The following is a 14523-nucleotide window of genomic DNA, read 5'->3' as shown; positions in this document are numbered from 1 at the left end:
GCCCGTCCCAGTGAGCGAAGCGAACGATTTGAACCAGTTGTTAGGCTTCGACACGGATTGAGTATGGATTTTCTGTATTTCGATTATGGTCACGAGTTAAGCCATGGAACAAAGGAAAGTGTTTTCGTGGCTAACCACAGTGCGTGCAAAACAATCACAGCTTTAGCAATGTATGCCCAGTATTTTCTTTCTGTGTTTTTTGAACATTTCCAAACTGAAATCCAACAAAATATTGAGTAGACAAAAATTGGCAGTACAACTGTGATGTAGGTGGCCGTTCTTGTATTAAAGCCTGTGATGTCACGAATATTTATAATTATGCATGTAAACCAGCTCGAATTCACACCTACTATCTGCGCTGTGTAGAAAATGAGAAAGCCTAGAATATAGACAAGCCAAAATGCCTTCCAGAGTGGCTTGTTCCCGCTAAGGTAGCCGCCACCCAGAGCGCCTATGTACAAGCTTGAGGTTGGCGTGCGATATGGATGGTTCATTCAGTAACGCCTAATGATTAAGCTAAGGGGCCGGCTTCGCCGGCCCCAGCAAACGAAGTGAGCGCTTTGAGCGCATTGTTATATTCCAAAGTAACTGGTTTTTGTGTGTTTGTTGATTTTATTGCTCTTTACTTTTGTCGATTTTTTTGAATGCAAGCCACCAGAGTATAGTTCCTATTGCTAAGCCGATAAGTGCAGGGTACGGCAGCCGTTCCCCATAGTATGGCTCCGAATATGAGTATTACTTTTCCCCACCAAGGCGTTTCATTCTCTGTTGCTTTTTTAAGACTCAGAAATGCCGGTATACCGAAGCCGACGGCAAGAAAAGCCATGAATGGAAAGATCAAGGCTATTGCTAGGACTGTAATGATTTCATCCATCGGGCTGGCTCGCAGATAATTCAAGTGGCATATAACGTTTGGTTAAGGGGCGGGCTTTAGCCCGTCCTAGGGAGCGTAGCGAGCGGCTTGAACCGTTTGTTAGGTAGCGATACAAACTAAAAAACCGACCAATCGTACTGCCAACGAAATACAAACCGACTATGGTTGGAATGGCAAAAACTAAGTACGAGGCAACCCACCCGAGTGATGCCAAAAATTCCCCTAGCCCTAGAGCTTGAAACGGACCGATTTGAAAGGCGATAGGAAGCTGTAAAAGCACAAAGCGTCCTTTCGCATCGCCCTGGATGACGAGTGAAGCAATAATGCAACCGACAGTAGTTACGGCATAGGCTAGGGATAGCGCTGCCCCTGCTTTGCTGAAGCGTGTGCTCATACGAACCTAACGATTAAGCTAACTGGCAGGCAAAAGCGAAGCTTTTGACTGTCCAGCGAACAAAGTGAGTGGCAGTTGAGCGCATGGTTAGCTGCTGTCCCGGGATAAGGATCGTGCTCTGTGCACAAGTGATGCTGCACAGACAAGAGAGATTGCGCTTAGCCAGAAATAATATCCTGAATTCAAATTGGATATATAGAAGTAATAACCATTTTCCCCCACCTCAACAATTGGGTGGCTTAGAGGGAGTAAAGCAAACATCAGCGCTGCAAATGAAGCGAGCAAGGCTAGATAACTTCTTTTCTTGACAGAGACCAGCGAGAAAAAGTAACCGACATTGGCAAGCCAAGAAATGTTTCCAACAAAAATTGATGCCCAACCCAATAAAAGGACCTCAAACCCCTGATAACTCTTGCTTGGTTCATGCATCCAACTTTCGATCAAGTACTTGACATTGGTTTCAAATGCCGGAAGAACCAAGGATATTGCAAAGACTACCACGGATGCGGAAATCAAAAGCGTTATGGCGAATTTCGGCATGTTTTTCTCGTGCAGTTAACGCGGAATTAACCAGCGTGGGCCGCGCAGCGGCACACGTCTGGTTGAATGACATGTTAGCCACCCAGCAGCCACTGATTAAGCAGGCGTCCTGGAGCCAACGCACCAAGCCCTGCACCAATCACACCGAAAAAAGCACCCACGGCGAATGCTTTGTGGCTCTTTATATTGCCTACCCGAGCAGAATAGATTGAGCTGGCAACGCAGAACAATACCCAGATGGAAAGCAAATGGATGGGACTAAAACCCCAGAGTACGTCCATGAAGCCCGTGAGCCAAAACGATGAAATGGCCACAACAACCATAGAAACCATCCATGACCAGCCAACAACTTTGTGTAGCCTGGTTCCTTTACGAGTGAGAAGCTGACTAGTGCCGGCAACAATGGCCCAAAGTGCAGCGAACAAGTGAATGGATATGGCCATTCCTGAATCCTATTTCTTCTGGCTAACGTTAGGTTAAGGGGCGGGCTTTAGCCCGTCCCAGTGAGCGAAGCGAACGATTTGAATCACTAGTTAGGTTTCTTGGTACGGTACGCCATAACGAACATTTCTAGCTCGCCCTTCAAATTCGTGCGAATATGTTTGTAAAGTACACCATTCAATGCGCGACAAACAATTAATGGCGGCGCTTCTAATGCTCGCCCATTCATTATGGCTAAACATAAATTGATCATCGCAGTGGAATGCATCACTGCTTAAATTGTCGCAGCTTTCAAATATTGAGAGTAACTCGTTTTTTATATCGGCTGGAATGTCATTTCCGTAATCGTCAGCAAAATCTTTAATCCTTAATATTTTTTCGCTCCACACTTCGCATGCGGGGCAATATGGTATCGATTCGCTCTGCTGTTTTGCTTCGAGTGCAAGAAACTCTAGCCCATAGCAGAGTTGTAAGAATGAAAGTAGCTTTTCATACTCATCATCTGCATACCAGTTCCATACCCTGGCTGAGAAGCTGGTTTCCATGTGATACCTAACGTTTGGTTAAGGGGCGGGCTTTAGCCCGTCCCAGTGAGCGAAGCGAACGATTTGAACTACTAGTTAGAGGCTGCGCCTTCGGTTGGGCTGCTAATAAACTGCGCCGCATGTGAAATTGAACTTGCAAAATATGCGCAAACAATACTCATGTACATGCTAAGTAGCTCTTTTGGCTCGCTAGGCACTTTGCTTTTATCTTCTGTGCATTTTTCGAGAAATTGCCTGAACGGCAACAAGTCTTGCTCGGTCAGCGTTGTATTAATGTTATGGCTAAATTTATTTCTTAAGGTGTTCAGGTGCTTAATGGTGGGAGGTAAGTTGTATGGCTCTTTAAAGGGAAGCTTTGATATGAGCGTTATTTTTTGCCCAAACGTAAGCTTGGCACCCTCCCATTGAAAAGGTGCTCGGGTATAAGTAGCTATGAAGTGCTCTAGGTAATGCTCAATAATTAGGTGGCAGCTCAGTAAGAAGCCTAAAAGATCGTAATCAATTTCCTCTAAACGCTGCCATGTAACCTTTCCATCAGAGAATCCACCAACAAGAGGCGGCATCCATTGCTTATCCATGTTTGCCTCTAACGTTTGGTTAAGGGGCGGGCTTTAGCCCGTCCCAGTGAGCGAAGCGAACGATTTGAACCAGTTGTTATGCGCTTCCTTTACCATAAGCAAGTACTGAATCAAGCAGTCCTTTGGCAAGGTTACGCACGCCAGACAATGAATATGAACCGCCAATTTGCTCGAACGAATATCTCCCATGTGCAAAGTACTTTGAGCATTCCTTTAGCAATGGAATTAGCTGCGTCCCTGTTGAAGCAAGAAAATTTGTCTCAACTGCTTTTTGGGTTTCTGGTTTTAACTTTATAAAAATCGTATGGAGATCGTGTCCACGCACGGCTGACTCTGTGTTTACTGCCTTCAGGAGCCCTTCGGGCGTAGCTTCGGAAAATTTCACTAAGCCCTCTGATGCCTTAAGGCTTAACTCACAGCTAAAGGCATAATTTACAACCAGTGGATACACATAGCGATCAAGGTCGACCGTTTCATCAGTCCAAATGTGCTCTGCAGCATTAAAAAATTGTTCAGCCGCCATCCATATATGGCCATTTGGTCTGGTTCTCATGCTGCCTACTTCCGGTGCATAACGCCAGCGCACAACGGCGCCCTTGTAATGGAGGCGCAGCCGCAATGAAAAGGGCGTCCGGCGGCCGCAGGCCGCGAATTGATGCGCCTTGTTATATTTCATTGGCTTCGCAGTACGCTGCAATCTCCAGGATCAAGGCTTCCGATTTCTGATTTTTCGCAACAAAAATCAAGCCAGACCAGACGTCCCACTCTATCCCAATGCGATTAGAGCCCTTGATAAAGGTTTGGAAGGCTTCATCCGGCCCATTAATAGTGAACCCAAATGGAAACAAGCCGAATGCTTTGGCAACTTTCTTCTTCGCCGGCTTGTACTGTTTGTACCAAAAACCATCAATCTCGTATGTGAGCTGGCCAGAGAAATTTCTGAGCAAAACTCCTTTTTCGTACCTTTTGATGATTTTGGACTTATCTTCAGTCTTCATGGGAAAGAAATATAACAGTGATTAGACCGCGTTCCGCGGTAATGATTAATGGTGACTTCGGTATAACCCGCAGTCGTGTTCCGGCTCAAGCCTAGCGAAATCAACATGTTAGCGTTGAAGCGCGGGTTGTTCGCGTATTCGCTTGACTTCCTCATTTCGCCCACTTATTACTACTGGATATCCATACAGCCAAGGAGTGAGCATGGACCGCTCGCCTACCACGCCGCGCTTGCAAGAGAGGTTTCGCGCGGTGATGCGTGCCCATCACTACAGCATCCGAACCGAGAAGAGTTACTGGTACTGGATTCGCTATTTCATCCGCTTTCACGGGATGCGTCATCCGCAAGAGCTCGGGTGTGCGGAGGTGAACGCATTTTTGAGCTGGCTCGCCACGGAGCGAAATGTTGCAGCGGCGACACAGAATCTGGCGCTCAATGCGATCGTATTCCTCTACGCGAAGGTGCTGGAGACGCCGTTGGGCGACATTGGCGCAACGATTCGGGCCAAGCGGCCGCCCCGGTTGCCCACGGTGCTCACCCATGCCGAAGCCACCGAAATCATTCAGCTACTTCCCTCGCCTTATGACCTGATGGCCTCACTGATGTATGGGGCTGGATTGCGTGTCGTGGAGACGGCTCGGCTACGAATTAAAGATATAGATTTCGACCGACAGGTGATTACGGTGCGGGACGGTAAAGGCGGCAAGGACAGAACGACGCTCTTGCCCGCCACGCTCATTACCGAGCTGATGGACCGTCGGCTCAGGATGTTCAAGGCCTGGCAAGCCTGCGAGCCCTTTTATAAGTCGCCCGTCAGCCTCCCATTCGCGCTCAGGCGGAAATATCCACGCGCGCCATTTTCCTTTGAATGGCAATGGTGGTTTCCATCATCAACCCTATGCACTGACGAAGACGGCACCGTGGTTCGGCACCACCTGCATGTCAGCTCGATACAAAAAGCCGTAAGGCAAGCCTCACGCCGAGCGGCCATCGGCAAACAGGCGGGCTGCCATACCTTTCGCCATACCTTCGCCACGGAATTGCTTCGCCGGGGTAGCGACATCCGCACGGTGCAGACGCTGTTGGGCCACACGGACGTGCGCACCACGCAGATCTATACACATGTCCTGGGCCAGGGGTTCGCGGGTGTGAGAAGTCCGCTGGGCTGATACAGCGCAGCGTTCAGCTGTTCCGTTTTTGTCATGGGCCGCCATCGTTTCCATTCGTCTCCGCTCAAAAAGCCTTGAGCAACCGCCCCAGCCGCTCCATCGCCTTCTCGCTGCGTGCCTCCCACGGGCTGCCGTGGTTGAGGCGGGCGCAGTGGCGGAAGCGTTGGGTGGCGGAGAAAATCGGGCCGGGGGCGAGGCTGATGCCTTCCGCGAGGGCCTGTTGCAGCAGGCGCAGGGCGTCGACGCGTTCGGGGAACTCGAACCACAGGAAGTAGCCGCCGCTCGGGCGGGTGACGCGTGTTTCGGCCGGGAAGTGGCGCGCCGCGGCGGCGAGCATGGCAGCCTGTTGCAGTTCCAGGGCGTGGCGCAGTTTGCGCAGGTGGCGGTCGTAGCCGCCGTGTTGCAGGTAGTCGGCGATGGCGGCCTGCGCCGGCACCGAGGGGGAGATGGTGGTCATGAGCTTGAGCCGGGCGATGCGTTCGGCGTAGCGCCCGCCGGCCACCCAGCCGACGCGATAGCCCGGCGCGAGGCTCTTGGAGAAGGAGCCGCAGTGCATCACCAGCCCTTCCCGGTCATGGTGCTTGACCGGCTGCGGGCGCGTCGGGCTGTAGTGCAGTTCGGCGTAGACGTCGTCTTCGATCAGCGGCACGTCGTGCCGGTGCAGCAGCCGGTAGAGCGCGGCCTTCTTGTCGTCGTCCATGCTCGCGCCGAGCGGGTTCTGCAAGCCGCTCATGAACCAGCAGGCCTTGATCGGCAGGTGCGCGAGGCTGTCCGCCAGCACTTGCAGGTCGATGCCCTCGCGCGGGTGCACCGGTATCTCCACGGCCCTGAGCTTGAGGCGCTCGAGCACCTGCAGCGTGGCGTAGAAGGCCGGCGCCTCGATGGCGACCAGGTCGCCCGGCTCGGTGACCACTTGCAGGCAGAGGTTCAGCGCTTCCATCGCGCCGTTGGTGATGACCAGTTCGTCCGGGGCCAGGCTGGTGCCGCTGGTGCCGTAGCGCAGCGCGATCTGCCGGCGCAGATCGGGGTTGCCGGCCGTCATCTGGGCGATCACCTGTTCGGGCGGCAGATCGCGCACGGCCTGCGCCATCGAGCGGGCCAGCCGTTGCAGCGGGAACAGCGATGGGCTGGGGAAGGCCGAGCCGAATGGCACGGTGTCGGGATCGCGCAGGGAGTCGAGCACGGAGAACACCAGCTCGCTGACGCCGACCTCGGTGGTTTGCGCGGTGCGGGCGCTCATGTCCGGCTCGTGCAGCGCGCGCCCGGCGTGCTCGCGCACGTAGTAGCCGGAGCGGGCACGGGCCTGGATCAGCCCGCGCGCCTCCAGCAAGTAATAGGCCTGGAACACGGTCGAGGGGCTGACCCCGAAGGTGCGGCTGGCATGGCGTACCGAGGGCACCTTCTCGCCCGGGTTCAGCACACCGGTGCGGATGAGTTCGGCAATGTCGTCGGCGAGTTTCTCGTAGCGCTTCATCCGGTCTGCAGTCGGCGGCTCGGGTGTCGGGCAGTCTACTTCGCTGCGCATGCCCATTCACCCCGCGCCGGTTGCAGACCGCCGCCCTGCCTGGCTCATCGGTTGAGCGGGGCGACGAAGGTGCTCGGCGTGCTCGCGCGGCTTGCGGGTTCGACCACATCGCTGACGGTGAAGCGCAGCTCGCGCTGGGATACCCGCGTGCCGTCCTCTACCAGCGCGACGCTGAGCGGCACGTCGGCGATCTCGCCGGGCGCCAGCTTCACATGGCTCGGGCCGTGCAGCTCGAACGGGCCATCGGCGAGCGCGAGCCGGTATTCGCGCGGCTGCTGAGTCTTGTTGATGACCTTGAGGCTGTACATGTTTTCGATCTGGCCGGCGCTGTTCTCGCGGTACAGCGTGCGGTCGCGGGTGACATCGAGCGAGACCAGCGGGCGCGCCTGCAATGCCCAGACGAAACCGCCGATCATCAGCGCCAGCATGGCCGCGTAGCCGACCAGCTGCGGACGCAGCAGGCGGGTACGGCCGCCTTCGAGCGCGCGCTCGGAGGTGTAGCGCACAAGGCCGCGGGCGTACCCCATCTTGTCCATCACGCTGTCGCAGGCGTCGATGCAGGCGCCGCAGCCGATGCAGTCGAGCTGCAAGCCGTCGCGGATGTCGATGCCGGTCGGACACACCTGCACGCACATGGTGCAGTCGATGCAGTCGCCGAGGCCCTGCGCGGTCGGGTCGCTGTCCTTGCGCCGCGGGCCGCGTGCCTCGCCGCGCTTGGCGTCGTAGGAAACGATCAGGGTGTCGGCGTCGAACATCACGCTCTGAAAGCGCGAGTACGGGCACATGTGCAGGCACACCTGCTCGCGCAGCCAGCCGGCATTGATATAGGTGGCCGCGGCGAAGAAGAACACCCAGAACGCCGCTTGCAGACCGATCTCCAGCGTGAAGAGGTCGGCCGTCAGCGCGCGGATCGGCGTGAAGTAGCCGACGAAGGTCAGCGCCGTGACCAGGCTCATCGCCAGCCAGAGCAGGTGCTTGGCGCTGCGGCGCAGCAGCTTGCCGGCCGACCAGGGCGCGGCATCGAGCTTGATGCGTTGCAGGCGATCGCCCTCGGTGACCTTTTCGGCCCACATGAACGCCCACGTCCAGGTGCTCTGCGGGCAGGCGTAGCCGCACCAGACGCGCCCGGCCAGCACGGTGACGAAGAACAGCCCGAACGCGGCGATGATCAGGATCGCCGAGAGCAGGATGAAATCCTGCGGCCAGAAGGTGGCGCCGAACACGTGGAACTGGCGCTTGCCCAGATCCCAGAGCACCGCCTGCCGGCCGTTCCAGTCGAGCCAGGCGGTGCCGAAGAACAGCACGAACAGCGCGCCGGCACCGAGCAGCCGCAGCGTGCGGAACAGACCGGTGAAGGCGCGCGTGTGGATCGGCCCGCCGCGCTGCGCGGGTGTCAGGCGGATGGGCTTGCTGGCATCGACGGTTTCGATGATGCGGACGGGAATCTGGTCGGTCATGCGTCGCCTCGCGGGCCGTTTTCGAACGACGCGCATGATCGGCCGTCCGGGTCTCGCGATACAGACTCAGGTCCCGCGCGAAAATACGGATCAGATGACGTGCAGGCCTTGTCTGGCGCGGGCTGCGTGCGACGGCTTGCCGCAGACGATGCGCCGCTATCGGCCGCTTGATTGACGTGACTGGCCCAGTCCAGGGCGACCGTCGGCTGCGATCGGTGACATCGGCACGCAGCCTGATCCAGCCGGCCGTCTACGCCCCGCTGCTTTCCATCTGGGTGGTTATCCACCGTTCGAACGCCTGCATCGCCGCGCTCGGCGGCTTGCCCTTCTGTGCCACCAGCCAGTAGCTGCCGGTGTCCACGTCCAGGTCGAAGGGCCGCACCAGCCGACCGTCGCGCAGTTCCTGCGTGAACATGGCGGCCGGTGCCAGCGCCAGCCCGGCGCCTTGCATGGCGGCTTCGACCATCAACCGGGACGAATCGAACACCGGACCGCGCACCGGCCTCGGCGGGATGCCGGCAGCGGCGAACCATGCAGGCCAGTCGTCGGCGCGGTAGGAGCGCAGCAGGGTTTCGTTGGCCAAGTCGTCGGGGCGGTCGAGTCGCGTCGCGGTGGCCGGTGCGCAAAGCACGCTCAGCGGCGCGTCCATCAGGCGGGTCGCGACCAGTCCGGGCCAGGTGCCGTGACCGAAGCGAATGGCGAGATCGAGGCCTTCGGCGGCCAGGTCGACGAGGTTGTTATGGGTGAGCAGGCGCAGTTCGACGAACCGATGCTCGCGCTGGAAGGCCGGCATCCGAGGCATCAGCCAGCCCACCGCAAAGGTGCCTACCACGCCGAGCGTGAGCACCTCGTGGAAGCCGCCGCCCTCGAAGCGGCGCAACACCGCCTCGATGCGATCGAAGGCATCGGTCAGCACCGGGCGCAGCGCCAGTCCTTCGTCGGTCAGGCCGAGGCCGCGCGGCAAACGCTTGAACAGCGTCACGCCGAGCCGCTCTTCGAGCGACCGAACCTGCTGGCTGATGGCGGCCTGGGTGACGCTCAACTCCTGCGCGGCGCGGGTGAAGCTCAGGTGCCGCGCCGCGGACTCGAAGGCACGCAGCGCCTTCAGCGGCAAGTGGGGTCGCATAGGGCTTCCATTAGATTTTCTATGGGCTGGCGCAACATAACATCGTTTGCCCGCGGCGCTGCGCTGACGGAAAGTCGGCACCTCACAACAACACAGGGAGAACAGGCGATGCTCACGCGCCGCAGATTCACCGGTACGGTTCTGATGACATCCCTAGCCGGGCTTATGGGTGTTCGCATGGCGGCGGCCGATCCGCATGGTCGTGCGCTTGCCTTCGAACAACGTCTGGCGCGCATCGAGGCGGACATCGGTGGCCGCCTCGGCGTGGCGATGCTCGACACCGCCAGCGGCCTGCAAGCCGGCCGGCGGCAGGACGAGCGCTTCCCGCTGTGCAGCACCTTCAAGTTCCTCGCCGCGGCGGCGCTCCTGGCCCGTCAGGATCGCGGCGAAGATCACCTGTCCGAGCGCGTGGTGTTCAGCGCCGCCGACTTGGTCGAATACTCACCGGTCACCGAGGGGCGCGTGGGTGGCACGGGCATGACGCTGGCGGACATCTGCGAAGCCGCTGTCACACGGAGCGACAACACCGCCGGCAACCTGATGCTCGCGCGGCTCGGCGGGCCGGCCGGGCTGACCGCCTTTGTGCGCAGCCTTGGTGATCGGCAGACACGGCTCGATCGCTATGAGACGGCCTTGAACGAGGCACGGCCGGGCGATCCACGGGACACTACGACACCCGCGGCGATGCTCGCCGACATGCGCGAACTGCTGCTCGGCACCGCCCTGTCCCCAGCGTCGCGCGAGCAGCTCACGGCCTGGCTGGTCGCCAACGAGACCGGAGACGCTCGCTTGCGCGCCGGTCTGCCCACGGCCTGGCGGATCGGCGACAAGACCGGCTCGGGCGAGCGCGGCACGGCGAACGACATTGCGATCCTCTGGCCAACGGCGCGCGAACCGGTCCTGGTAACGGTCTACCTCACCGGCAGCGAAACCGACATGAACCGCCGCAACGCGGCCGTCGCCGAGGTGGGTGCGGCGTTGGCCGAGGCGATTGCGGCATCCTGAATACTGCGGCCGGTAGACCGGCAAGAAGCGCGTTGCGCCGGGAGGCGTTCTGGCAGAATCGTTGGCGAAAGCCGCTCACTCGCTGGCAATCAGCCCGACTGACCGCCGAGCAGGTCGTGCGCATCGAGCAGGCGGTAGGCGATCTCCGGCTGCTTTTGCAGTCCGCGGCGGATGGCGGCCGGGATGGATTGCCGGGTCTTGCGACACAGCCCAGGTAGTTCGTCGATCTCGATCAGGATGCCGCGCATGCTGCGCACTTCGGTATGGCCAGGCGCAATGCGCAGGCGAATGCCGAGCTGGTCGTACATGCGGGCTTGCAGGCGTTCGAGGTCTTGCAGATCGGTCACTGCTTCCAGCCGATCGAGCAGGCGACGTTCCTCCTGTCGGGTCAGACGCAGGATTCGCACGTCCGCGCCGGGCGTTTCGAGCAAACGCTGGCGGTCGCAATCGCAGACACCGGACGGACAGGGTTGGCGTATGGGTGAGGCAGTCATGGCTGGGAATCATAGCCGGCGATAGATAGCCGCGCCTGCCGAGGCGATGAAGCGGATCGTTTGAAATGGATACGAAACGGCATCGTCTCCCCATCGGATGCCGTCTCGGATAGCGTTCGTCGAGGCGTGCACCGCCGGCGTCACCGGCGTCCCTTTGTGCACGGTCCTGCTTCGACGACCGCGGTCGAGGTCAGGCCTTGCAGACCACCATCCGCAGGCGATCTTCCTGCCGGCGGGCCAGTACATCGATCATCAGGATCACCAACAGCGGTATCACGCCAACTTTCAACGCGACATCCCACATACCGATCATGCCAACGAACAACATGACGGCGGCGATCATCAGACCCATGCAGTGAGCACAGAAGCGGCCAAGTTCAAGCGCAAAGATATAGGCAGTTTTTTCGTTCATCTTGGGCTCCACCTTCTTGTTGTAATAAATAAGTGCTTAATGTCAGCGTAGCCGCCCGCTCCACACTGGCAACCTGAAACCGATGGCCGGCATGTCTATTCCGGCGCTTGTAGCGAATCAGTCAGGGTCACGCAGCCAAGTTTTTCAAAGTGTTTCGTTTACCAGGTTTTCTGCGGAATTGTTGATCGCCTGCAACTGTCCCAAGAAAGATAGCCGCGCCAGCCTCTGTTGTAGTTTTGTTACAGGGCGGCAAATCCGAGCCGGTTTTTTACAACGCAAAAGTTGCTTAAGCCGAACCCAGGAAACTTGTAAGCCATCTGCTATCACGCCTCCTCCGCAACGTGCAATCGCTCGCAAATACTGGATGGATGAACAGTTTTCTGTTGCCACGCCCGGTCGCCTGGCGCCAGACTGGCGCTCCATCCGTTTGTAGCGCACCCCCGCATGCGTCTGTTTCTCTGCGAAAAGCCCTCTCAGGCGAAAGACATCGCCCAGGTCCTTGGCGCGCGGCGCCGAGGGGACGGTTGCTGGACGGGTGGCGGGCTGGCAGTGACCTGGTGCATCGGCCATCTGTTGGAAACGGCGCCACCGGATGCCTACGACGCGAAGTTCAAGCGATGGGTACTCGCGGATCTCCCCATCATCCCGCCCCGATGGCAGATGCGGGTCAAGCCCAAGACCGCAAGCCAATACAAAGCCGTGAAGCGGCTGCTCGCCGAAGCCAGCGAGCTCGTCATCGCCACCGACGCCGATCGCGAAGGCGAGATGATCGCCCGCGAGCTGGTCGAACATTGCCGTTACCGGGGTCCGATCAGCCGGCTCTGGCTCAGCGCACTGGATGATGCCTCGATCCGCAAGGCGCTCGCGGCGCTGAGACCCGGCGAGCAGACCTTCAACCTGTACCAGGCGGCACTGGGCCGCTCGCGGGCCGACTGGCTGATCGGCATGAACATGAGCCGCCTGTTCACCTTGCTCGGCCGACAAGCCGGATACCAGGGCGTGTTGCCGGTGGGACGGGTGCAGACACCGACCCTGCGGCTGGTCGTCGACCGCGACCGCAGCATCGCCGGGTTCGTGCCGGTGCCGCATTGGGCGATCGAGGTGACGTTGCTGGCCGATGGTGTGCCGTTCACGGCGAACTGGCAGACGCCGAAGACGCAGGCCGACGAGCATGGCCGCTGTCTTGACCGAAACCTGGCACAGGCAGCGGCCGATGACCTATCACGGGCCGGCGAGGCCCTCGTCGTCTCGCTGAAGACCGAGCGCATGCGAGAGGCCGCCCCCCTGCCCTTCGATCTCGGAACATTGCAGGAGCTGTGCTCGAAGAAGCTCGGACTCGGGGCGCAGGAAACACTCGATATCGCGCAAGCGCTGTACGAGACGCACAAGCTGATCACCTACCCGCGCAGCGACTGCGGCTATCTGCCCGTCAGCCAGCATGGGGATGCGGCTGGCATCCTGGCCGGGCTGCTAGCGGCCGATCCGACGCTCGATGGCCTGCAACCCCATCTGGACGCTCGACGCCGCTCCCGCGCCTGGAACGATGCCAAGGTGAGTGCGCACCACGGCATCATCCCGACCGCCGCGACCCAGGGCTTTGCACGGCTCAGCGGCAAGCATCGCGCCGTTTATTCACTGGTGCGGGCCCGCTACCTCGCCCAGTTCCTGCCTGCCCACGAGTACGACCGGACCCAGGCCGACTTCACCTGCGCCGGGCATGCGCTGCGCGCGGTGGGCAAGCAGATCATCGAGCCCGGCTGGAAGCGCGCCTTGCCCGAGGCGCTGTCATCGTCAGCGACACGGGACGCACCGCAGCCCCTGCCTCCGTTGCGTACGGATGATCGCTGCGGCGTGCAAGACGTCCTGTTGAAGGATCTGCTCACCCAGCCGCCCAAGCCCTACACCGAAGGAGACCTCATCAAGGCGATGAAGAACGTCGCCAGGCTGGTCGAAGACCCGAAACTCAAACAGAAGCTCAAGGAAACCACCGGCATCGGCACCGAGGCCACCCGCGCCGGGATCATCCAGGGCCTGCTCGATCGCGGCTACCTGGTTCGCCAGGGCAAGGCGCTGGCGGCGACCGCAGCGGCGTTCAGCCTGATCGATGCCGTCCCGCGCGCAGTTGCCGACCCCGGCACGACCGCCATCTGGGAGCAGGCGCTGGATATGGTGCAGAGCGGCGAGATGTCGCTGGATGAGTTCGTCACCAAGCAATCCGCCTGGATGACCAGGCTCGTCGAGCGTTGCATGCAGGTTCGACTGTCCTTTTCGGGGCCGCCGCCGGCTCAGCCGCCGCGCCCGGCGCGATCGTTCAAGGCGCGCCCGGGCCGTGCGTCAGGCGCCTCATCGAAGACGACCAACCGCCCCAAGCGTCGCCAGCCCGCTACGCATTGATCCTCGGGAACGGCGAGGCGGCGGAACCGCAGCGGCCCGGAACACGCGGTCGCTCGGCCGGTCAGGCGAGGTCCACGTCTTTATCCGGACGCCGTGTGCGCACTTCACTTCCCTCTCTCGGCCTTGGCGGGCACCGCTGGGCAACATGTCCCACGCGGTGAACGAGGCGATGCTGCAGGCACGTGCTGATCGATGAAGGGTTGCTGCGTGACGATGGGCCGCTACCGGGCTGATCGATAAGCCTGGAGCGTAACCTCAGCGAGCGCTGGCTTTCGGCAGGCGAAAAAAAACGGCCATCAGGCCGTTTTTTTGGTGCTTCCAGGTGTTCAGTGGGCCTGGAAGCGAATATGGCGCAGCGGACGGGACTCGAACCCGCGACCCCCGGCGTGACAGGCCGGTATTCTAACCGACTGAACTACCGCTGCGCGTAACCACGAGATGGTGGGTGATGACGGGATCGAACCGCCGACCCTCTGCTTGTAAGGCAGATGCTCTCCCAGCTGAGCTAATCACCCTTCACTCTCGAAGTGGGGCGCATTCTAGAGAGGCTTCCGCACCTTGGCAAGCCCTCC

At 59.5% G+C, this 14523-nt stretch carries 15 protein-coding genes and 2 tRNA genes; 3 read left to right on the top strand and 14 right to left on the bottom strand.

The features are described from left to right. Positions 1-866 precede the first annotated feature (866 nt). The 7 genes from D7325_RS19010 to D7325_RS01900 form a co-directional block, all read right to left on the bottom strand. A complete protein-coding gene (locus D7325_RS19010) occupies positions 867-1268 on the bottom strand; it encodes a hypothetical protein (RefSeq protein WP_162987982.1) in 402 nt (133 codons plus the stop codon). An 87-nt stretch (positions 1269-1355) separates the two neighbouring features. Continuing rightward, the gene (locus D7325_RS19005) at positions 1356-1808 is read right to left on the bottom strand and encodes a hypothetical protein (protein WP_162987981.1); all 453 of its coding nucleotides are present in this window, start codon (positions 1806-1808) and stop codon (positions 1356-1358) included. A 74-nt stretch (positions 1809-1882) separates the two neighbouring features. After that, on the bottom strand, positions 1883-2251 hold the full coding sequence (locus tag D7325_RS01915; protein WP_120993516.1) for a DUF2306 domain-containing protein: 369 nt from the start codon (positions 2249-2251) through the stop codon (positions 1883-1885). A 90-nt stretch (positions 2252-2341) separates the two neighbouring features. Further along, complete coding sequence (locus tag D7325_RS19000) at positions 2342-2794, bottom strand: hypothetical protein (RefSeq protein ID WP_162987980.1); 453 nt, start codon at positions 2792-2794, stop codon at positions 2342-2344. Positions 2795-2865: 71 nt separating this feature from the next. Then, positions 2866-3372, bottom strand: a complete 507-nt coding sequence (locus D7325_RS01910; protein WP_120993515.1) for a hypothetical protein — start codon at positions 3370-3372, stop codon at positions 2866-2868. 76 nt (positions 3373-3448) lie between these two features. Beyond that, a complete protein-coding gene (locus D7325_RS19195) occupies positions 3449-4048 on the bottom strand; it encodes a hypothetical protein (RefSeq protein WP_218565167.1) in 600 nt (199 codons plus the stop codon). Further along, positions 4038-4370 (bottom strand): hypothetical protein, encoded by a 333-nt coding sequence (locus D7325_RS01900; protein ID WP_120993513.1) that lies wholly within the window; start codon positions 4368-4370, stop codon positions 4038-4040. The genes D7325_RS19195 and D7325_RS01900 overlap by 11 nt, the downstream gene beginning before the upstream one ends. 202 nt (positions 4371-4572) lie before the next feature. Between D7325_RS01900 and D7325_RS01895 the strand changes: the two genes are divergently transcribed. Then, entirely contained in the window at positions 4573-5538 is a 966-nt protein-coding gene (locus D7325_RS01895; protein WP_120993511.1) for an integron integrase, read from the top strand. A 64-nt stretch (positions 5539-5602) separates the two neighbouring features. Here the strand turns inward: D7325_RS01895 and mapR are convergent, their stop codons facing one another. From mapR to D7325_RS01880, 3 genes are all read right to left on the bottom strand, one after another. Then, positions 5603-7012, bottom strand: a complete 1410-nt coding sequence (gene mapR / locus D7325_RS01890) for a GntR family transcriptional regulator MpaR (protein ID WP_120993509.1) — start codon at positions 7010-7012, stop codon at positions 5603-5605. 95 nt (positions 7013-7107) lie between these two features. Beyond that, entirely contained in the window at positions 7108-8520 is a 1413-nt protein-coding gene (gene ccoG, locus D7325_RS01885; protein WP_120993507.1) for a cytochrome c oxidase accessory protein CcoG, read from the bottom strand. A 250-nt stretch (positions 8521-8770) separates the two neighbouring features. Then, on the bottom strand, positions 8771-9646 hold the full coding sequence (locus tag D7325_RS01880; protein WP_120993505.1) for a LysR family transcriptional regulator: 876 nt from the start codon (positions 9644-9646) through the stop codon (positions 8771-8773). A gap of 21 nt (positions 9647-9667) precedes the next feature. On the opposite strand from D7325_RS01880, the gene bla reads away from it, so the two are divergent. Further along, positions 9668-10651 (top strand): class A beta-lactamase, encoded by a 984-nt coding sequence (bla, locus tag D7325_RS01875; protein ID WP_245961988.1) that lies wholly within the window; start codon positions 9668-9670, stop codon positions 10649-10651. Between the two features lie 89 nt (positions 10652-10740). Here the strand turns inward: bla and D7325_RS01870 are convergent, their stop codons facing one another. Both D7325_RS01870 and D7325_RS01865 read right to left on the bottom strand, forming a co-directional pair. Then, positions 10741-11145 carry a hypothetical protein gene (locus tag D7325_RS01870; protein ID WP_120993501.1) on the bottom strand — a complete coding sequence of 135 codons (405 nt, stop codon included), beginning with the start codon at positions 11143-11145 and terminating at the stop codon, positions 10741-10743. Between the two features lie 190 nt (positions 11146-11335). Next, a complete protein-coding gene (locus D7325_RS01865) occupies positions 11336-11557 on the bottom strand; it encodes a hypothetical protein (protein WP_120993499.1) in 222 nt (73 codons plus the stop codon). Positions 11558-12001: 444 nt separating this feature from the next. On the opposite strand from D7325_RS01865, the gene D7325_RS01860 reads away from it, so the two are divergent. Then, complete coding sequence (locus tag D7325_RS01860) at positions 12002-13951, top strand: DNA topoisomerase III (RefSeq protein ID WP_120993497.1); 1950 nt, start codon at positions 12002-12004, stop codon at positions 13949-13951. 348 nt (positions 13952-14299) lie between these two features. Here D7325_RS01860 and D7325_RS01855 read toward each other — a convergent pair. Together D7325_RS01855 and D7325_RS01850 are read right to left on the bottom strand one after the other, a co-directional pair. Further along, positions 14300-14376, bottom strand: a tRNA-Asp gene (locus tag D7325_RS01855). A 14-nt stretch (positions 14377-14390) separates the two neighbouring features. Continuing rightward, positions 14391-14466, bottom strand: a tRNA-Val gene (locus tag D7325_RS01850). Positions 14467-14523 lie beyond the last annotated feature (57 nt).

Origin of the sequence: Stutzerimonas urumqiensis (assembly GCF_003640395.1) — a bacterium.
Classification (GTDB): Bacteria; Pseudomonadota; Gammaproteobacteria; order Pseudomonadales; family Pseudomonadaceae; genus Stutzerimonas; species Stutzerimonas urumqiensis.
Note: the sequence above shows the minus strand (reverse complement) of the source record. Positions and strands in the feature narration are given on the sequence as shown.